Genomic DNA, 17,884 nt, shown 5'->3' with positions numbered 1-17,884 from the left:
AGATGGCGCGGCCGGTCGCATGGACCGGCCCGGGCTTACTTGGACAGCAGGACGTTGTAGCGGCGCAGGGTATCGACCAGGATTTCGTTTTCCGGCTCGATCTTGGCGGCTTCGGTCCATGTCTTGCGGGCTTCGTCGCGCTCGCCGAGCTGCCACAGCACTTCGCCCAGGTGCGCGCCGATCTCGGCCTCGGGCGCCTTGGCATAGGCGTTCTTGAGCAGTTCCGCCGCCGGCTGCAGCTCGCCCATGCGGAATTTCACCCAGGCCAGGCTATCCATGATGTACGGATCATCCGGCCCGAGTTCAGAGGCGCGCTCGAGCAGCTTGCGCGCTTCGGGCAGGCGCACATTGCGGTCCGCCAGCGAATAGCCGAGCGCGTTGTACCCCTGCTTCTGCTCCGGCTGCAGCGCGATCACGCGCAACAGCCCCTTCTCCATGCTGTCGTAGCGCTTCTGGCGCTCGTCCAGCATGGCCAGCTCGTAGATCCAGTCCGCATTGTCCGGCTCCGCCGTGATGCGTTCGTCGAGCACCTTGCGGGCGCGGTCGTAGGACTTGGTCTCCATCAGCGTAGCGACCTCGGCCTGGCGGATAGCCATCATGCGCTGCGAGCGCTGGGCCGGATCGGGGATGTCCTCGGCGTCGCTGAGCATGTCTCCGAAGATGGCCTGGGCATCGTCGAGCTTGCCCATGCGCGCGAGCAACTGCGCGCGCTTGGCCGCGGCGGCCGGAGCGAGGCGGCTGTCCTCGATGCGTTCCAGCCACTGGATCGCACCCGCGTAGTCCTTGCGCTCTTCGGCAATCTGCGCCAGGTACTGGAAGGCGATATCCGGATTGGCCGTCGGCACCTTCTCGGCGAGCTGCAGGTACTCCTTCAGGTATTGCTCGGCTTCGCCAAATTCCTTGGCCTGGAGGCTGGTCAGGCCCAGTGCGAGCGGCACGCGCGGGTCGTTTGGCGCAACCTTGCGCAGCGTCTCGAATTCCTGGCGCGCGGCCGGCATGTCATTGCGCATCAGGTACAGGCGCGCCAGCGTGATGTGGCCGCTGACCGAGCGCGGCGACTTGTCGAGGAAGCGGCGCAGGCCGGCAATCGCCTTGTCGGGCTCGCTCTCGGCGCGCAATTCGGCTGCCATCAGCGCCGCCGGCTCGAAATCGGGGCGCAGCCGCAGCGCTTCATCGAGCGCCGCAAGCGCGGCTGGCATGTTGCCCGCGATCTCCTGTGCCCGGGCAATGGCAAGCTGCGTTTCGGGCAGCCGCGCATCGTCACGGGTCAGCTCCTGCAGCAGCGCCGCGGCGCCCGCGGGATCGCTCGTGCGCGACATCTGCTGTTGAAGCTGGAGGATGCCCTCGGCACGATGGTTGGCGGGCACGCCGGCCAACTGCTGGAGCAGCAGCGGCCGTGCGTCGCTCCAGCGCCCGTTGAGCACCAGCAGGGTCGAGAGCACCTGGCGCGCCGCCGGCGAGCCGGGCGCGATGTCGCTCCACAGCCGCGCGGCGTCGAGCGCCTGCTGCGGGATGCGCGCATTGAAGGCGATCTCCGTCGCGCGCTGGGCAAAGCGCGGGTCACGCGTGGAGCGGGCCAGTTCGACATAAGTCCGATAGGCCGGGCCGACCAGGCCGCGCTGCAGCGAGATCTCGGCAGCCATCACGCTGTACATGATGTCGCCGGTGAGCGATATGTTCGGCAGCGTGACGCCGGCGGGCGACTTGTCGGGCTGCGCCGGCGCGGCCTGGACCGCGCCGAGCGCGCCAAGTGCCAGGCAGGCGCCGGCGATCAGGGACCGGATGTGGCGCCCGGTACTGGCCGCCGACCGAGCGGACATGCCTGGGCGCACAGTGATGGCCTTCGCGGGGAAGTCCATGGCAGCGGGTCTCGCAACGGGATCCGGAAAAAGTTCCGACATGTGATGATTGCTCCGGCGCGTTCAGGCGTTCGAATGATAGGGGCATTGTAGCCTGCCGCTACAATGCGCTGCTTGCCGGCGCAGCAAGGCGTGCGCGCTTCCGGCAGGAGTTTGGAGCGGTAACCAACGGAGAGGTTCGATGCCTGAATTGCCGGAGGTCGAAGTGACCCGGCGCGGCCTGCTGCCGCATGTGGTGGGGCGGCGTATTGCCGACGTGATCGTGCGCCATCGCGGCTTGCGCTGGCCGATCGACGACGACCTGGAGGCACGCCTGGCCGGACGCCTGGTGCAGCGTATCGAGCGGCGGGGCAAGTACCTGCTGCTGGAGTGCGTCGATGAAGCCACGGGCGATGCCGGCTGGTTGCTGGTCCACCTGGGCATGACCGGGACGCTGCGCGTGCTGCCCGATGCGCCGGCCGCCGGCACCCACGACCACCTGGACCTGGCGCTGGACGATGCCGGCGGGAACCGCATCGTGCTGCGTTTTCGCGATCCGCGCCGATTCGGCGCCGTGCTCTGGAGCCCGCTGAGCGAGGCCATGCTGCCCGGACACCCGCTTCTGCGCGGGCTCGGCATTGAGCCGTTCGATCCGCATTTCGACGGCGGCTGGCTGCACCGCCATACGCGCGGGCGTTCCGCGGCGATCAAGACCGTGCTGCTGGCCGGCAATATCGTGGTGGGCGTGGGCAATATCTACGCCTCCGAAAGCCTGTTCCGCGCGGGCATCCGCCCGACCACGCCGGCCGGCCGGCTGAGCCTGGCGCGCTGCGAACGGCTGGCGCTGGCGGTGCGCGAAACGCTGGCGCAGGCCATCGAACGCGGTGGCAGCACGCTGCGCGACTTTGTCGGCAGCGACGGCGCGAGCGGCTATTTCCAGCTCGACTGCTTTGTCTACGACCGCGCCGGAGAGCCTTGCCGGATCTGCGGCACGCCGGTGCGGCAGATCGTCCAGGGCCAGCGTTCGACCTTCTACTGTACGCACTGCCAGCATTGAATCGCGGCGCCCCTGGCGGCCGAGGGGAGCGTCCTGCCGGGTGTCGATGGCTCGGCGCAACACTCTGCGGCCAAGGGGCGCGAATTCCACAAAAGCGCCACAAAAGCGCCCCGGAAACCTGTATCTTGTGCGCAGTCATAAAAAGTTACAAAAACACCGCACGCTTGCAAAGTCGGCACTTGCGCCAGATTGCCGGACAGGAACCCAGCCGAACCGCCGCCATGACCACGCTCGCACAACAATTTGAACAATACGGCGCCTGGAGAACCGGGGTACTCCAGTCGCTGACCGAATTCCAGTCGTGGCTGCAGCAGCACGACCTCTACGACGCGACCGCCGAAGAGCGCGTGCAGCGCATCCAGAGCGTGCTGCGCAGCGACCGGCTCAAGGTCGCCTTCATTGCCGAGTTCTCCCGCGGCAAGAGCGAACTGATCAACGCCATCTTCTTCGCCGACTACGGGCGCCGCATCCTGCCGTCATCGGCCGGGCGCACCACCATGTGCCCGACGGAGCTGCGCTACGACGAGCACGAGCCGCCCAGCATCCGCTTGTTGCCGATCGAAACCCGGCTGCAGGAGGCCTCGACCGCTGATTTCCTGGAGGCTGGCACATCGGCCTCGCACTGGCACTCGGTGCCGCTGGACCCGTCATCGCCCGAGGGCATGCTGGCGGCTTTCCAGCATGTGGTCGAGACCATCCGCGTGCCGCCGGCCCAGGCCGAAGCGCTGGGCCTGTACCACGAGGAAGACCCGGACGCCGCCTATGCGGTGGATGCCGAAGGCATGGTCGAGATCTCGCGCTGGCGCCACGCGGTCATCAATTTCCCGCATCCGCTGCTGCGGCAGGGGCTGGTGATCCTCGATACGCCGGGACTGAACGCGATCGGCACCGAGCCTGAGCTGACGCTGCGCCTGATCCCGGATGCACACGTGGTGGTGTTCGTGCTGGCCGCGGACGCCGGCGTGACCAAGAGCGACCTGGAACTCTGGCGCGGGCACGTGGGCGCCGGCCATCGCCGCGGCTGCCTGGCCGTACTCAACAAGATCGACGGCTTGTGGGACCCGCTGAAGTCGCAGGGCGAGATCGCGAAGGAGATCTCGGGCCAGGTCACCTCGACGGCGCAGGTGCTCGGCATCGAGCAGGGGCGCGTCTATCCGGTGTCGGCGCAGAAGGGCCTGGTGGCCAAGGTCACGCATGACCAGACGCTGCTGGCACGCAGCGGCCTGCCGAATTTCGAGCACGTGCTGTCCGACCAGCTGATTCCGCGCCGGCGCGAGATCGTCGCCGACCAGGTCCATCGCTCGGTGCAGGACATGGCGCGCGGCGCGCAGCAACTGCTGCAGAGCCGCCGACGCGACATCGTCGAACAGCTGTTCGAACTGCGCGGCCTGCGTGGCAAGAACCACGCGATGGTCAAGCACATGCTGATGCGCGTGCAGAGCGAGAAGGAAGAGTTCGAGCAGAGCATCAGCAAGTTCCAGGCGTTGCGGCTGGTGTTTGGCCGCCACAGCGCGGACATCATCAAGAGCCTGCAACTGCGCGACGTGCGCCGCACCATGCGCGACGCGCGCGAGCAGATGAAGGAACGCTTCTTCTCGCGCGGCCTGCGCGAAGACATGGACGCGCTGTTCGCACGGCTGACCACGCTGATCACCGACGCGGATAACAAGATCGGCCAGCTGCACCAGCTCATCGACAGCATGTACCGGCGCTTCAATGCCGAGCATGGCTTCACGCTGCCGGCGCCGATGCAGTTCGTGACCTCGCGCTATGTCGCCGAACTCGGCGAGATCCTGCAGCTCGTGCAGTCGCACTTCGGCGCGGTCAGCATGCTGACGCGCTCGAGGCCAAACCTGGTGCAGGGCGCGTTCGACACCATGGCCAGCCGCGTGCTGGAGAATTTCCGTGACCTGAACCGTGATATCGAAGTCTGGCTCAAGTCCGTGATGACGCCGCTGGAAGCGCAGGTACGCGAGCATCAGAAGCAGCTGCGCCGCCGTGTCGATTCGATCGAACGCATCCACGAGGCCACCGACACGCTGGAAAGCCGGATCGCCGACCTGGAAGAAGTGCTCAACGGCCTGGACGAACGCAGCGGGCGCATCGAGGCACATATCCAGCGCATCATCCGTCCGGGCGGGACTGACACGAAGGGCGCGCAGCTCGCCGTCGCCTGATCCCGGGCCGGGCGGTATATCATGTGGCGCCGCCTTCGAGCGGCGCTTTTTCTATTGCGCGGCCCGTTTGCCTGCCGTGCGATTCATGCGCCTGATTGTCCCGATGCCCCGCAAGTCCGCCCCCGCTGTCTCGTCCGCCACCGTCAACGCCAATGCCGCGTTGCAGTCCGACATCCATGTCCCCGCCGACTTCGGCGCGCGCGTGGTCGACTGGCAGCGCGTGCACGGCCGGCACGACCTGCCGTGGCAGAACACGCGCGACCCGTACCGGATCTGGCTGTCGGAGATCATGCTGCAGCAGACGCAGGTGAGCGCGGTCATCGACTACTTCCAGCGCTTTATCGCGCAGCTTCCGACCGTGCAGGCGCTGGCCGCCGCGCCTGCGGACCAGGTGATGGCGCTGTGGGCAGGGCTGGGCTACTACTCGCGCGCGCGCAACCTGCACCGTTGCGCCATGCAGGTCGTCAGCGAGCATGGTGGCCGGTTTCCAACCGATCCCGCCGTGCTGGCCACGCTGCCCGGCATTGGCCGCTCCACCGCGGCGGCGGTGGCGGCCTTCAGCGCGGGCGTGCGATCGCCGATCCTCGACGGCAACGTCAAGCGCGTCTTTGCGCGCGTCTTCGGCATTCAAGGCCATCCGGGCGAGCGCGCCATCGAAAAACGCATGTGGGAACTGGCAGAGGCCGCGTTGCCCGCGGCCGGGCCGTGCCAGGCGGACGATATGGTGGCCTACACGCAAGGCCTGATGGACCTCGGCGCAACCGTCTGTTCGCGCGGCAAGCCGGCATGCCTGGCCGATGCCGCGGCTTGCCCGCTGTCGGCGGACTGCGTGGCGCGCCGCGATGGCCTGACCGGGACGTTGCCAACACCCAAGCCGCGCGCGGCGATACCGGAGCGCAGTACCGTGATGGTCATGGTGCGCCATGGCCGCGACGTGCTGCTGCAGCTTCGCCCGGACAGCGGTGTCTGGGGCGGCCTGTGGAGCCTCCCCGAAATGCCCGTGGCAACGGTGCCGTTCGATGCGGAACTCGCGGAGGACGATGCGCTGGGCTATGCGCGCGCCTTCGGACAACCCGCGCGCGCGGCGCTGGCGGGCGAACTGGTCCATGTCTTTACGCATTTCCGGCTGCAGATCCGAGCGATCCGGGTCGACATGGCCGCGCTGTCGCTGCGTGAAACCGATTCGGGGCCGGCCCAGAGATGGCTTTCGCTCGATGATCTCGACGCGCTCGGCACGCCGGCACCGGTGCGCAAGCTGCTCGAACTGCAGGCCCGCGGCGGCCTGTTCTGAGTCGCGCTCGGCGAACGGGACTGGCTACACCATGTGGTGCTGCCGCATGTAGCGGTGCACGATCTCGATGCGCATGCCCGCGTCGGGCAGTTCCATCAGCATCTGCTTGGCCTTGAGCGGCACCGGCAGCAGTTCGCACAGGCGGTTGGTGACCCAGCTTGGGTCGTCCCACAGGTAGGGCTCGGCAACCGGCATGCGATCGGGCTGCTCGGCATGCAGCCGCGTGACGATCCGGCGCAGCACCGTCAGGCATTCGCCCAGCAGTTCCAGCTTGCAGTCGATGATGTCCGCGGGCAGCAGCTCGGCGCTGGCCACGATCAGGCCGTCGTCGCGCTTATGGTGCTCGAGCACGCGGAAGCGCTGCCGTCCGCGCGTTTCGATCAGCAGCACGCCAAGCTGCTCCATATTGCAATCGATGATCTCGGCCAGGCAACCGATCGATTCCGGCACGGTTGGCTTGCCCGAGCGCGCGACTTCCTCGCCACTGGCGATCAGGCATACGCCGAACGGCGACGCGTCGCGCAGGCAATTGCGCACCATGTCCACATAGCGCTTCTCGAATACGCGCAGCGGCAGGCGGCCATCCGGGAACAGCACCGTGTGCAGCGGAAAGAGTGGCAGGTTGTCCAGCGTCGGCGGCGTCGCGTCGACGGGGGCGGTGTGGCGGAGAAGGTCTGTCGAGGACATGCGATGGCTGGTGTTCCACTGGATCGGGGAAACCGGCCGCCGGATCGGGCGCGGCGACCGCCATGCTGCCAGGCTTGACGTACCTGGCGACACGGGAAAACCACGCACGCAGGTCGCTATGCCGCCGGCGCGAGTTCCCGGTGTCTCACCAGCACATTACCATGCGCGCGGAAATAGTTGGCGAGCCTTTCCGCAATATAGACCGAACGGTGCTGTCCGCCGGTACAGCCGATGGCGACGGTCAGATAGCTGCGGTTATCCGCAATGAAGCTCGGCAGCCACTTTTCGACATAGGCGCGGATGTCTTCGGCCATGGCCAGCACCATCGGCTGGGCCTGGAGGAAGTCGATCACCGGGGCATCGCGGCCGGTCAGCGGGCGCAGCGCCAGGTCGTAGTAAGGGTTGGGCAGCGAGCGCACGTCGAAGACCATGTCGGCGTCGCTGGGCACGCCGTGCTTGAAGCCGAACGACTCGAACAGCAGCGTCAGACGCTGGCTGTCCTCGCGGATCAGTTCCTTGATCCAGCTGCGAAGCGTATTGGTGCGCACGTTGCTGGTGTCGATGCGGTGCGCGGACTCGGCCAGGGGGCTGAGCAGTTCGCGCTCCATCTCGATGGCTTCCATCAGCCCGCGGTCATTGAACGCCGCCCGTTCTTCCTCGGAGCGGGGCGCGCCGTTGGTCAGAATCGACAGCGGATGGCGGCGACGCGTTTCCGAATAGCGCTGCACCAGTGCGTCGGTACTGGCCGTGAGGAACACGACCTCGACCTGATGGGTCTCCGCCAGTTGGCGAACCGTGTCGGGCAGGTGGTCCAGCGATTCGCGGCTGCGGATATCGGTGGCGACGCCGAGGTGCGTATAGCCCTCGGCCGCAAGATAGCGGGCCAGGTCGGGGATGAATTGGGCCGGCAGGTTATCGACGCAGTAGTAGCCTGCATCTTCAAGCACGTTCAGTGCGACGGATTTGCCGGAGCCGGAGATGCCGGTGATGAGGATGATGCGCATAGCATCGGAAGCATAGCATCCGGAAGTGGCCACGTCATGACAGGGGCCGCGCTGACAAAAATGGCGAACCGCGCGGTTCGCCATTTTGTCCGGATCGGCAGCCGATTACTTCGACAGGCATTCCTTCATGAAGGACTTGTATTCGTCGCCCTTCTTGCCCTTGCCTTCCTTGCTGCAGGCCGACATCTTTTCCTGCTGGGTCTTGGTCGGCTGCACGCCCTTGGCCGAGAGGCACTGCTTCATGAAGGCCTTGCGATCGTCGCCTTTCTTGCCGGCGGCCTGATCGTTGCAGTCCTTCATCTTCTGCTGCTGCGCGGTGGGCGCCTTGGCGGCGGATGCCGGTACGGCCTTGTCTCCGGGGCCCGGCGCGGCCGGCATGGCGGGCGCTGCAGGCGTGGTTTGGGTGGCGGGCTGTGCCATTGCGCCGGTGGCCAGCAGCGGCGTTACCAACACACACATCGCGATCAGTTTCTTCATGCTTGCTCTCCTGGCTGTGGAAAACTTCATGGCCGCTTTTCGCCACCCTCACAGTGAACGCTGCGGCTCCGGACTGGGCTCGATGCCCATTACAGCACAAAACGGAAGATATCCCCACCGCGTTGACTTATTTGTCAACGCCGATGTAAGCAATTGAAAACGTGTCGCGATGCCCGCTCAGAGCAGGCGGCCTTGCCCGCGCGAGACCGCATCGGCCTGCATCGCGGCGCGCTGGCGATCCATGAAATCGCGCAGCGTATCGATGCCGCGCAGGCGCAGGATGGTGTTGCGCACGGCGGCCTCGACCAGCACGGCGAGGTTTCGGCCGGCCGCCACCTGGATCTTGACCATATGGATCGGCAAGCCCAGTACGTCGAGGTACTGTGAATCGAGCGGCAGCCGTTCGAACTCGCCATCATTGCGGCGCACCAACTGGACCACCAGCTTCATCTTCATCTTCCGCCGCACGGCGGTCTCGCCGAAGATGGTCTTGATGTCGAGCAGGCCCAGGCCACGTACTTCGAGCAGGTTCTGCAGCAGCGGCGGACAGCGGCCTTCAATGAAATCCGGTCCCAGGCGCACGAAATCCACCGCGTCGTCGGCCACCAGGCCGTGGCCGCGCGAGATCAGCTCCAGGCCGAGTTCGCTCTTGCCCAGGCCCGACTCGCCCATGACCAGCACGCCCATGCCGAGGATGTCGAGGAACACGCCGTGCATGGTCACGCGCGGCGCGGAGATTCGCGACAGGTACAGCCGCAGGTGGTCGATGACCGCCGCCGAGGAAACCGGCGTGGTGAACAGCGGCGTGGACGAGCGCGTGCAGCGCAGTTCCAGGTCCGGCGGCGGCTCCATGCCGTCGGCCACGACCAGGAACGGCGGCTCGAGCAGGATCAGCTCGCCCATCTGGCGCTTGCGGGTCTCGTCGTCGAGGCGCTGGTAATAGGTGATTTCGGGCTTGCCGAGCACCTGGATCCGGTTCGGGTGGATCAGGTTCAGGTGGCCGACCAGGTCCGCGGCCGAGGTGGCCTCGCGGGCAAACTCCACGTCGAAGGCGCGATCCGCACCCTCCAGGCCAGCCACCCACGAGAGTTTGATGTCGGCTGCGTTGTCGTCGAAGATCGACTGGGAGGTGACGCCGGTGAGTTCCATGCGTGATGACTTTCGGGGCGGGGGACTGTGCCGGACTTTACGATTGTCCGGTCTGTTGCCAGCCCAGGGGAGGGGTCAGGGATGCCACTGCGTCAGAAGTTCATGGACCGCGTCCGGCGTGGCCAGGGTTGCCAGGCCTTCGCGCATGTCGCGATCCGACAGCAATTGGGCGATTTCGGAAAGAATCTCGAGATGCTGCTGCGTAGCCTGTTCCGGCACCAGCAAGAAGATCAGCAGCGAGACGGGCTTGCCATCCGGCGATTCGAACGGGATCGGCTCGGCCAGCCGCATGAAGGCAGCCAGCGGTTGCTTCAGCCCCTTGATGCGCCCGTGCGGAATGGCCACGCCCGCGCCCAGACCGGTCGAACCCAGGGACTCGCGCGCGAACAGGTTGTCGGTCACGGTCGCCCGCGCCACGCCATGGTTGTTCTCGAATAGGAGCCCGGCTTGCTCGAATACACGCTTCTTGCTGGTGACGCTGACGTCGAGATTAATGTTGCCGGGTGGCAGCAGTTTGGCCAAACGATTCATGGGCGATGCGAGGATTTCAGTTAGCAGGCAGATCGGACTGCTCAGCCCGGAAACGAAGTGGGGCCGGGTTGCGGCCACGCCATGGCTTACCAAGCGTTCGGCCATTATAGAGCAGCGTCTCCCCTGTTCTTGTGCAATGCAGCGCCCTGTATGGCCTGGTCCGTGCTGGCGCCGCCACACCTGGGTACGGTGCTCGCGCCGGAGTCGCTACGCGCTATGTCTTGGAGAGCATACACCGTGCTGCGCCAGTTGCGAACACTTGTGTCCAGGACACGCGCAAGGCCAGGGCTACAGATGCAAAAAAGCCGCGCTACATGGCGCGGCTTGCTTTATCAGTCCTGTTTTCAGTGCCCAGCCTTGCGACTGGCAGGCTTGATTATTGCTGCTGTAGTTGAGCCTCGGCCATCTGGTACTTGACCGCTTCACGGTCGTGGCCTTGCACGCGATCCTTGTAGCGAATCACCTGGCGGTCCAGCTTGTCGACGAGTGCGTCGATGGCCGCATACAGGTCTTCGTGATGGGCTTCCACAAAAATGTCCTTGCCCCGAAGGTGCAAATTGATTTCCGCGTACTGACGCCTGTCCTTTTCCTTGTGATTGTCGACTGAGAGTAGCACGCTGACGCCAATGACTTGATCGAAATGCCTGACGATACGCTCCAGCTTCGTTTCCACGTACTCACGCAGCGGAGGCGTGATGTCCAGGTGGTGTCCACTGATCTTGAAGTTCATAGCGCTTCTCCTTCTGAAAGAGCTGCACCAGGCAGGCGGTGCAACTCGGCTACAAAGTCTTGCGGAGATTGACAGCAGGGATCTTCAGGGCTTCGCGATACTTGGCGACGGTACGGCGCGCGACAACGAAGCCTTGTTCACCCAGCAATTCGGCAATTCGGCTGTCGGAAAGAGGACTCCTCGGGTCTTCGGCTCCTATAAGTTGCTTGATCAAGGCGCGGATCGCCGTTGAAGAAGCCGCCCCACCGGTTTCGGTGGAAACGTGGCTGCCAAAAAAGTACTTCAGTTCGAAAGTACCCATCGGCGTTGCCATGTATTTATTGGTCGTCACCCGGGATATGGTTGACTCGTGTAATCCCAGTGTATCGGCAATCTCCCGCAAAACCAAGGGGCGCATCGCGATTTCCCCGTGCGTGAAGAAGTTCTTCTGACGCTCGACAATCGCCTGCGAAACTCGCAGGATCGTGTCGAACCTTTGCTGGATATTCTTGATCAGCCAGCGCGCTTCCTGCAGCTTTTGCTGCAGCCCCGCGGCACCGGATTCACCCTTGGCGCCGCGCAGGATCTGCGCGTACATGTCGTTGATGCGCAGGCGCGGCATCACATCCGGATTGAGCTGCGCGATCCAGCCGCCGCCGCTCTTGCGCACGAATACGTCAGGCACCACGAAGTCCGCTTCGGGGCGGCTGTATGCGTGGCCTGGGTAGGGCGCGAGCGAGCGGATCAGTTCATGCGCGGCCTTGAGCGCCGCTTCATCCACCTGCAGTGCTTTTTTCAGGCGCGTGTAATCGCGTACGGCAAGCAGTTCAAGGTGATGGTTGACGATCGAGAGCGCCAGTTCGCGCTGCGGATGCTGCAGCCGGCGCAGCTGCAGGCTCAGGCATTCGGCCGCGTTGCGCGCGCCCACGCCGGGCGGGTCGAAGCTTTGCAGCAGCGTGAGGATCGCCTGCAGTTCGTCGACCTCGAATTCGAGTTCCTCGGGCAACTCGGAGCAAATCTCGTCGAGCGACGCGCTCAGGTAGCCATCGTCGTCGAGCGATTCGATCAGGAAGATCGCCAGGCCCTTGTCGCGAGTCGAGATCTTCAGCGGCGCGAGCTGCTCCATCAGGTGTTCGCGCAGGGTGGGTTCGGCGTCGCGCAGCTGCATGGGCGTCTTCTCGTCGTCCTCGCCCTGCGGGCGCCGCGCGAAATCGTCCAGGCTCCAGTCGCTGCCGTAATCCTCGCTACCGCTGTCGCTATAGCTCTCATCCTCGCTGCCCGGGCTGCTGGGGTTCGCGTCGCTGTTGCCCTGCGGTTCGGCCGGTGCGGGCGCGGGTGCGCTCTGCAGGTTGACCGAGCCATCGGCCGCCACGCGCAGCGGGCTGTCGATCCAGTCGTTTTCGCGCTCCAGCAGCGGGTTTTCCGTCAAGGCCTGCTCGACTTCCTGCTGCAGCTCAAGCGTAGAAAGTTGCAGCAGCCGGATCGACTGCTGCAGTTGCGGCGTGAGTGCCAGATGTTGGGAGAGACGGAGCTGTAGCGACGGTTTCATGCGACCTATTCTATGCGCATCCAACCGATGTTGGAACGGAAATTGCTATCGCTGATGCTGCCTGATCGTCTCTGCCAAGCCCACCTGCCGCCCCCGGCTTCACATGCGGAAGTTCTCGCCCAGGTAGACGCGGCGCACCGACTCGTTGGCGATGATTTCGTCGGGCTGGCCCGATGCGAGTACGGTGCCTTCGCTGATGATGTACGCGTGGTCGCAGATGCCAAGCGTCTCGCGCACGTTGTGGTCGGTGATCAGTACGCCGATGTTGCGTGCCTTCAGGAAGCTGACGATGCGCTGGATTTCGCCGACGGCGATCGGATCCACGCCGGCGAACGGTTCATCAAGCAGGATGAAGCGCGGCGAGGACGCCAGCGCGCGGGCGATTTCCACGCGGCGGCGCTCGCCGCCCGACAGCGACAGCGCGGGGTTGTTGCGCAGGTGGGCGATCTGCAGGTCGTCCAGCAGCGTATCGAGGCGGCTGTCGATCTCGGCCTTAGGCAGCGGCTTGCCGTTGACCAGCTGCAGCTCCAGCACCGCGCGGATGTTCTCTTCCACATTGAGCTTGCGGAACACCGACGCTTCCTGCGGCAGGTAGGACAGGCCCATGCGCGCGCGCTCGTGGATGGCCAGGCCGCTTATGTGCTGGCCGTCGAGCACGATATCGCCCTCGTCCAGCGCGACGAGGCCCACGATCATGTAGAACGACGTGGTCTTGCCCGCGCCATTGGGGCCGAGCAGGCCCACCACCTCGCCGCTCTTCACCTCGAGCGACACGTCCTTCACCACCGTGCGAGACCCGTAGCGCTTCTTCAGGTGGCGCACGACCATCGTGCTGCTGTCGGCACGGGCGTCGGGAGCGGCGGAAGCGGGCGTGGGGGCGAGCATTGCGGTATCGGTCATGGTGGCGGTGATGCGTTCGGGCGCGTGATTCAGGGCTTGCTGGACGGCGCGGGTGCCGACCTCAAGTCGAGGGGCGGGCTGGCGGCCGCACCGCTGGCCTCCTGGCGCGGCGAGAGCACGGCGCGCACGCGTCCCGACGGATTGCCGGCCGACGTGTTGTCGCCGCCGCCGGCGGCGGTGTAGAACTCGTTGCGGCTGTCATAGGTCAGGACCGCGCCGCGGATCTCGTCGACCAGCTTGGCGCCCTGCAGCCGCGCCATGCGCGCGTGGCCGATCAGCTTGGACAGTTCCTGCTTGCCGTCGTATTCGATGCGGTCGCCCCAGCCGTCCATGTACTCGTCCACGCCTTCACGCTTCTGGCGGATATAGGCCTGCTTGCCGCCCTTGGCCGTGGCCACCGCGTACTGGTAGCCCTCGGGGTCGGTGCGGATCTCGGCCGCATCCGACTTCAGCACCATGGTGCCCTTGGTCAGGACCACGTTGCCGGTCAGCGTGTAGATCTGCTTGACGTCGTCGTAGCTGGCGTTGTCGGCTTCCAGGACCAGCGGTTTGTCCCGGTCCGCGCGTTCGGCATGGGCGCCCAGCGGCGCCAGCGCGGCAATCGCGGTGGCCACGGCCAGCAGCAGCGGGGCGGCGCGCCGGCGGGACAGGGTCGTCAGGGAAGCAATCATGTTGGCAAGGGTCGCAGGAAAGCGGAAGGTCGGGCGCGATGCTCAGGTCCGCGGTGCCGCCCGGTCGGGCGCGGGCGGCTGTTGTTGTCAGGATCCCGGAGTCCGGGTGGGCGCACCGGTGATGATGGTGCCGCGTACGTTGCCCAGCAATTGTACTTCGCGGGTAACGTTGTTGAAGATCAGCCCGTTGGCGGTCATGACCGACGGGCCGCGCGTGAGCTTCACGGCCTTGTCGGTCTTGACGATGTCGTCATTGACCAGGACCTGGAAGTACTCCGACGCGGCCGTCATGAGCGGGTCCTTCGCGGCATCGGCGCCCTTTTGCCGCTCGATGTAGCCGTTGCCATACAGGTCGATCACCGAGCCTTCGGCATTCATGCGGCCGCGATCGGCGCGGGCGGTGACCGGCGGACGCTCGGGCTGGTAGGCGCGCATGGCGGGACGGGTGAACTCGTAGGTCTGGTCGTCGTCGAAGTGGACCATCTTGTCGCCGGTGAAGCGCATCTTGGTGCTGCCGTCCTGCGCGAGCTCGGTGGCGGAGAAACGCTCCATGTAGTAGTCGGGCTCGTGCTTGCGCACGGTCGGCGCCTTGGTGCCTTCCTGCTGCGTATTGACTTGCACCAGCCAGAACGTGCTGCCGGCCACCACGGCCATCAGCAGCAGCGGCAGCAGCCGCAGTACGATCCCGGTGAGGGAGGACAGGAGTGCCTGCATGGTCTCGTTGCGTTCGCGCCGCGCTTCAGATGACCTTGGCGCGGGTCAGGTCGTGGATGTGCAGCGCGCCCACCAGGCGCCCGTCATGGTCCACCACCAGCAACTGGTTGATGCGGTTGGCTTCCATGACCTGCACGGCTTCGACGGCGAGCTGGTCTTCGTGGACCACTTGCGGATTCCGGTGCATCACTTCGCCGATCGGCACGGTCTTCCAGTCGCGCGGCGTTTCCAGCAGGCGGCGCAGGTCGCCGTCGGTGAACACGCCGATGGCGATGCCGTCCGGGTCGACCACCGCGGTCATGGCCATGCCCTTGCGCGTGATTTCCATCAGCGCCTGGGCCAGTGGCGTGTTCTCGCGGACTTCCGGCACGGCGTTGCCGCTGCGCATGACGTCGCGCACGTGGGTCAGCAGCTTTCGGCCGAGCGCGCCGCCTGGGTGCGAGCGGGCAAAGTCTTCTTCGCCGAAGCCGCGCGCATCCAGCACCGCCACCGCCAGCGCATCGCCGAGCGCCAGCGCCGCGGTGGTGCTGGCCGTCGGCGCCAGATTCAGCGGGCAAGCTTCCTTTTCCACGCCGGCATCCAGATGGGCGTCGGCCAGCTTGGCCAGGTTCGATTCCGGGTTGCCGGTGACCGAGATCAGCCGAGCACCGATGCGCTTTACGATCGGGATGATCGACAGCAGCTCGCCGGTCTCGCCGGAATTTGAGAAGGCAATCAGCACGTCCTCGCGCGTGACCATGCCGAGGTCGCCATGGCTGGCCTCGGCCGGGTGCACGAAGAACGAGGGCGTACCCGTGGAGGCCAGCGTGGCCGCCACCTTGCGGCCGATATGGCCCGACTTGCCGATGCCCGACACCACGACACGTCCGCTGCACTGCAGGACGAGCTGCACGGCGTGCGCGAAGTCGGCGGTCAGGCGCCCGGAGAGCGCGGCGACCGCGTCGGCTTCAATCTGGAGGGTACTGCGGGCGAGCCTGAGTGCTCGATCCGCATCGAAATTGGCTATCATGGCGACGAAGTATACCAACGAATGCGGCGACGCCCGGGCCGTCCCGGCGAGCGCCGCGCTTGCCGTGTTCCGCCGGCAGGGCGCCCGTGCCGGGGCACGGCCGGCCAGCCCGGTCGGTTCATCCTGAGCATCTTGATGCATTCTCCGCTGGAACTGACCCTGGTGCTGCTGGCTGCCGCCGTATTCGGCGTGGTCGCGTTCCGCATGCTGCAGCTGCCGCCCATGCTCGGTTACCTGGCGGTCGGCATCCTGATCGGCCCGCACGCACTGGGCCTGGCCAGCGACACGGCGCAGACCAAGTACCTGGCCGAGTTCGGCGTGGTCTTCCTGATGTTCTCGATCGGCCTGGAATTCAGCCTCAGCAAGCTGCGCGCCATGAAACGGCTCGTGTTCGGGCTGGGAGGCTCCCAGGTGGTGCTGTCGATGCTGGCCGTGGTGCCGGCGAGCTGGCTGTTCAACTGGTTGTTCCCGCTCTCCTGGCAGGCTTCGGTGGCGCTTGGCGGCGCGCTGGCGATGTCGTCCACGGCCATCGTCTCGAAGATGCTGTCCGAGCGCGTCGAGCTGGAAAGCGAGCATGGGCGCAACATCATCAGCGTGCTGCTGTTCCAGGACCTGGCCGTGGTGCCGCTGCTGATCGTGATCCCGGCGCTGTCGCGCGATCCGGGCGACCTGGTGGTGGCGCTGGGCCTGGCCACGGCCAAGATCGCCGTGGCGATGGGCGCGATCTTCTTCCTCGGCCAGCGCCTGATGAGCCGCTGGTTCCACGTGGTGGCGGCGCGGCGGTCGCAGGAACTGTTCATGCTGAACCTGCTGCTGGTCACGCTCGGCATGGCCGCGCTGACCGAACGGCTCGGGTTGTCGATGGCACTGGGTGCGTTCATGGCCGGCATGCTGATCTCGGAAACGCCGTACCGGCATCAGGTGGAAGAAGACATCAAGCCCTTCCGCGACGTGCTGCTCGGGCTGTTCTTCGTCACCATCGGCATGCTGCTCAATATCCAGGTGGTGCTCGAGCACGTCTGGCTGGTGCTATTGCTGCTGGTGGTGCCGATCCTGTTCAAGCTGGTGCTGATTGCGGTCCTGGCAAGACTGTTCGGCTCGCGCCAGGGCGTGGCGATCCGTACCGGCCTGGGGCTCGCGCAGGCCGGCGAATTCGGCTTCGTGCTGCTCAACCAGATCGACGGGCTGAACCTCGTGGACCCGGTGCTGATCCAGGTGATCCTGGCGTCGATGCTGCTGTCGATGCTGGCCGCGCCGTTCCTGATCCAGTACAGCGACGCCATTGTGCTGCGCTTTGCCGCGAACGAATGGCTGATGCAGTCGCTGAACATGACCCGCATCGCCGCGCAGAGCCTGCAGACCGAGAAGCACGCCATCATCTGCGGCTACGGGCGCAGCGGCCAGAACCTGGCCCATATGCTCGAGAGGGAGGGCATCACCTACGTGGCGCTCGACCTCGACCCGGACCGCGTGCGCGAAGCCGCGGCGGCCGGCGATACCGTGGTCTATGGCGACGCCGGCCGGCGCGAGGCGCTGATCGCGGCAGGTATCCACCGCGCCGCGGCGATCGTCGTCACGTACGCGAACACGCCGTCCGCGCTCAAGGTGCTGCACCACGTGCAGGAACTGGCGCCGGCGCTGCCGGTGATCGTGCGCACGGTCGACGATTCGGAACTCGACACGCTGCAGAAGGCTGGCGCGACCGAAGTGGTGCCGGAGATCATCGAGGGCAGCCTGATGCTGGCCTCGCATGCGCTGGTGCTGCTCGGCGTGCCCATGCGGCATGTGCTGCGTGGCGTGCAGGAAGCGCGCGATGCGCGCTACAGCCTGCTGCGCGGATACTTCCACGGCCGCGATGACGAGGAAGACATGGTCGAACGCGATTCGGTGCGCCTGCATTCGGTGTCGCTCGGGGAGGCCGCGACGTCGGTCGGACGGCGCATCGGCGCGCTGGGACTCGAGCGGATCGGGGCCGAGGTCACGGCCGTGCGCCGCCGTGGCATCAGCGCCTTCGATCCGGAGCCGGACACCGTGCTGGAAGCGGGCGATATCGTCGTGCTGCGCGGTACGCCCGAGGCACTTGAGGCAGCGGAGTCGCGGATTCTCAGCGACTGAGCGGAA

General features: G+C 66.0%; 17 protein-coding genes. 5 read left to right on the top strand and 12 right to left on the bottom strand.

Annotated features, from left to right (window positions below; genetic code table 11):
• Positions 1-35: 35 nt before the first annotated feature.
• On the bottom strand, positions 36-1,901 hold the full coding sequence (locus AC3FKG_RS09100; RefSeq protein WP_488742891.1) for a tetratricopeptide repeat protein: 1,866 nt from the start codon (positions 1,899-1,901) through the stop codon (positions 36-38).
• Positions 1,902-2,040: 139 nt separating this feature from the next.
• On the opposite strand from AC3FKG_RS09100, the gene mutM reads away from it, so the two are divergent.
• The 3 genes from mutM to mutY all read left to right on the top strand — a co-directional run bounded on the left by mutM (position 2,041) and on the right by mutY (position 6,363).
• Entirely contained in the window at positions 2,041-2,895 is an 855-nt protein-coding gene (mutM, locus tag AC3FKG_RS09095) for a bifunctional DNA-formamidopyrimidine glycosylase/DNA-(apurinic or apyrimidinic site) lyase (protein ID WP_488742890.1), read from the top strand.
• A 221-nt stretch (positions 2,896-3,116) separates the two neighbouring features.
• A complete protein-coding gene (locus tag AC3FKG_RS09090; protein ID WP_483710333.1) occupies positions 3,117-5,072 on the top strand; it encodes a dynamin family protein in 1,956 nt (651 codons plus the stop codon).
• 103 nt (positions 5,073-5,175) lie between these two features.
• Positions 5,176-6,363 (top strand): A/G-specific adenine glycosylase, encoded by a 1,188-nt coding sequence (mutY, locus tag AC3FKG_RS09085; protein ID WP_488742967.1) that lies wholly within the window; start codon positions 5,176-5,178, stop codon positions 6,361-6,363.
• Between the two features lie 24 nt (positions 6,364-6,387).
• Here mutY and AC3FKG_RS09080 read toward each other — a convergent pair whose 3' ends face one another.
• The 11 genes from AC3FKG_RS09080 to AC3FKG_RS09030 form a co-directional block, all read right to left on the bottom strand.
• Positions 6,388-7,050, bottom strand: coding sequence for an LON peptidase substrate-binding domain-containing protein (locus AC3FKG_RS09080; RefSeq protein ID WP_483710334.1), 663 nt, complete (start codon positions 7,048-7,050; stop codon positions 6,388-6,390).
• 116 nt (positions 7,051-7,166) lie between these two features.
• Entirely contained in the window at positions 7,167-8,054 is an 888-nt protein-coding gene (gene rapZ, locus AC3FKG_RS09075) for an RNase adapter RapZ (RefSeq protein ID WP_483710335.1), read from the bottom strand.
• A 105-nt stretch (positions 8,055-8,159) separates the two neighbouring features.
• On the bottom strand, positions 8,160-8,531 hold the full coding sequence (locus tag AC3FKG_RS09070) for a PsiF family protein (protein ID WP_483710336.1): 372 nt from the start codon (positions 8,529-8,531) through the stop codon (positions 8,160-8,162).
• A gap of 177 nt (positions 8,532-8,708) precedes the next feature.
• Entirely contained in the window at positions 8,709-9,680 is a 972-nt protein-coding gene (gene hprK / locus AC3FKG_RS09065) for an HPr(Ser) kinase/phosphatase (RefSeq protein WP_483710337.1), read from the bottom strand.
• 75 nt (positions 9,681-9,755) lie between these two features.
• Positions 9,756-10,211, bottom strand: coding sequence for a PTS sugar transporter subunit IIA (locus tag AC3FKG_RS09060; RefSeq protein WP_483710338.1), 456 nt, complete (start codon positions 10,209-10,211; stop codon positions 9,756-9,758).
• 376 nt (positions 10,212-10,587) lie between these two features.
• Positions 10,588-10,941: a ribosome hibernation-promoting factor, HPF/YfiA family gene (hpf, locus tag AC3FKG_RS09055; protein ID WP_483710339.1), complete on the bottom strand. Its 354-nt coding sequence runs from the start codon at positions 10,939-10,941 to the stop codon at positions 10,588-10,590.
• 49 nt (positions 10,942-10,990) lie between these two features.
• A complete protein-coding gene (locus tag AC3FKG_RS09050; protein WP_483711448.1) occupies positions 10,991-12,469 on the bottom strand; it encodes an RNA polymerase factor sigma-54 in 1,479 nt (492 codons plus the stop codon).
• 99 nt (positions 12,470-12,568) lie between these two features.
• Positions 12,569-13,369: an LPS export ABC transporter ATP-binding protein gene (lptB, locus tag AC3FKG_RS09045; protein ID WP_483710340.1), complete on the bottom strand. Its 801-nt coding sequence runs from the start codon at positions 13,367-13,369 to the stop codon at positions 12,569-12,571.
• A 29-nt stretch (positions 13,370-13,398) separates the two neighbouring features.
• Complete coding sequence (gene lptA, locus AC3FKG_RS09040; RefSeq protein ID WP_488742889.1) at positions 13,399-14,040, bottom strand: lipopolysaccharide transport periplasmic protein LptA; 642 nt, start codon at positions 14,038-14,040, stop codon at positions 13,399-13,401.
• 87 nt (positions 14,041-14,127) lie between these two features.
• A complete protein-coding gene (gene lptC, locus AC3FKG_RS09035; protein WP_483710342.1) occupies positions 14,128-14,754 on the bottom strand; it encodes an LPS export ABC transporter periplasmic protein LptC in 627 nt (208 codons plus the stop codon).
• Between the two features lie 25 nt (positions 14,755-14,779).
• Positions 14,780-15,763 (bottom strand): KpsF/GutQ family sugar-phosphate isomerase, encoded by a 984-nt coding sequence (locus tag AC3FKG_RS09030; protein WP_483710343.1) that lies wholly within the window; start codon positions 15,761-15,763, stop codon positions 14,780-14,782.
• On the opposite strand from AC3FKG_RS09030, the gene AC3FKG_RS09025 reads away from it, so the two are divergent.
• Positions 15,762-15,890: a hypothetical protein gene (locus AC3FKG_RS09025; protein ID WP_483710344.1), complete on the top strand. Its 129-nt coding sequence runs from the start codon at positions 15,762-15,764 to the stop codon at positions 15,888-15,890. The genes AC3FKG_RS09030 and AC3FKG_RS09025 overlap by 2 nt on opposite strands.
• Before the next feature lie 8 nt (positions 15,891-15,898).
• The gene (locus tag AC3FKG_RS09020) at positions 15,899-17,878 is read left to right on the top strand and encodes a monovalent cation:proton antiporter family protein (protein WP_483710345.1); all 1,980 of its coding nucleotides are present in this window, start codon (positions 15,899-15,901) and stop codon (positions 17,876-17,878) included.
• Positions 17,879-17,884 lie beyond the last annotated feature (6 nt).

Source organism: Cupriavidus sp. 22TCCZM04-2 (assembly GCF_057798895.1).
The sequence above is the reverse complement of the archived record's forward strand: the minus strand, read 5'-3'. Positions and strand labels throughout refer to the sequence as shown.

What these genes read in the sequence shown, in the direction of transcription:
- AC3FKG_RS09100 (WP_488742891.1), bottom strand. Translation starts at nt 1,901, where the DNA reads ATGTCGGAACTTTTTCCGGATCCCGTTGCGAGACCCGCTGCCATGGAC.
- mutM (WP_488742890.1), top strand. Translation starts at nt 2,041, where the DNA reads ATGCCTGAATTGCCGGAGGTCGAAGTGACCCGGCGCGGCCTGCTGCCG.
- AC3FKG_RS09090 (WP_483710333.1), top strand. Translation starts at nt 3,117, where the DNA reads ATGACCACGCTCGCACAACAATTTGAACAATACGGCGCCTGGAGAACC.
- mutY (WP_488742967.1), top strand. Translation starts at nt 5,176, where the DNA reads ATGCCCCGCAAGTCCGCCCCCGCTGTCTCGTCCGCCACCGTCAACGCC.
- AC3FKG_RS09080 (WP_483710334.1), bottom strand. Translation starts at nt 7,050, where the DNA reads ATGTCCTCGACAGACCTTCTCCGCCACACCGCCCCCGTCGACGCGACG.
- rapZ (WP_483710335.1), bottom strand. Translation starts at nt 8,054, where the DNA reads ATGCGCATCATCCTCATCACCGGCATCTCCGGCTCCGGCAAATCCGTC.
- AC3FKG_RS09070 (WP_483710336.1), bottom strand. Translation starts at nt 8,531, where the DNA reads ATGAAGAAACTGATCGCGATGTGTGTGTTGGTAACGCCGCTGCTGGCC.
- hprK (WP_483710337.1), bottom strand. Translation starts at nt 9,680, where the DNA reads ATGGAACTCACCGGCGTCACCTCCCAGTCGATCTTCGACGACAACGCA.
- AC3FKG_RS09060 (WP_483710338.1), bottom strand. Translation starts at nt 10,211, where the DNA reads ATGAATCGTTTGGCCAAACTGCTGCCACCCGGCAACATTAATCTCGAC.
- hpf (WP_483710339.1), bottom strand. Translation starts at nt 10,941, where the DNA reads ATGAACTTCAAGATCAGTGGACACCACCTGGACATCACGCCTCCGCTG.
- AC3FKG_RS09050 (WP_483711448.1), bottom strand. Translation starts at nt 12,469, where the DNA reads ATGAAACCGTCGCTACAGCTCCGTCTCTCCCAACATCTGGCACTCACG.
- lptB (WP_483710340.1), bottom strand. Translation starts at nt 13,369, where the DNA reads ATGACCGATACCGCAATGCTCGCCCCCACGCCCGCTTCCGCCGCTCCC.
- lptA (WP_488742889.1), bottom strand. Translation starts at nt 14,040, where the DNA reads ATGATTGCTTCCCTGACGACCCTGTCCCGCCGGCGCGCCGCCCCGCTG.
- lptC (WP_483710342.1), bottom strand. Translation starts at nt 14,754, where the DNA reads ATGCAGGCACTCCTGTCCTCCCTCACCGGGATCGTACTGCGGCTGCTG.
- AC3FKG_RS09025 (WP_483710344.1), top strand. Translation starts at nt 15,762, where the DNA reads ATGGCGACGAAGTATACCAACGAATGCGGCGACGCCCGGGCCGTCCCG.
- AC3FKG_RS09030 (WP_483710343.1), bottom strand. Translation starts at nt 15,763, where the DNA reads ATGATAGCCAATTTCGATGCGGATCGAGCACTCAGGCTCGCCCGCAGT.
- AC3FKG_RS09020 (WP_483710345.1), top strand. Translation starts at nt 15,899, where the DNA reads ATGCATTCTCCGCTGGAACTGACCCTGGTGCTGCTGGCTGCCGCCGTA.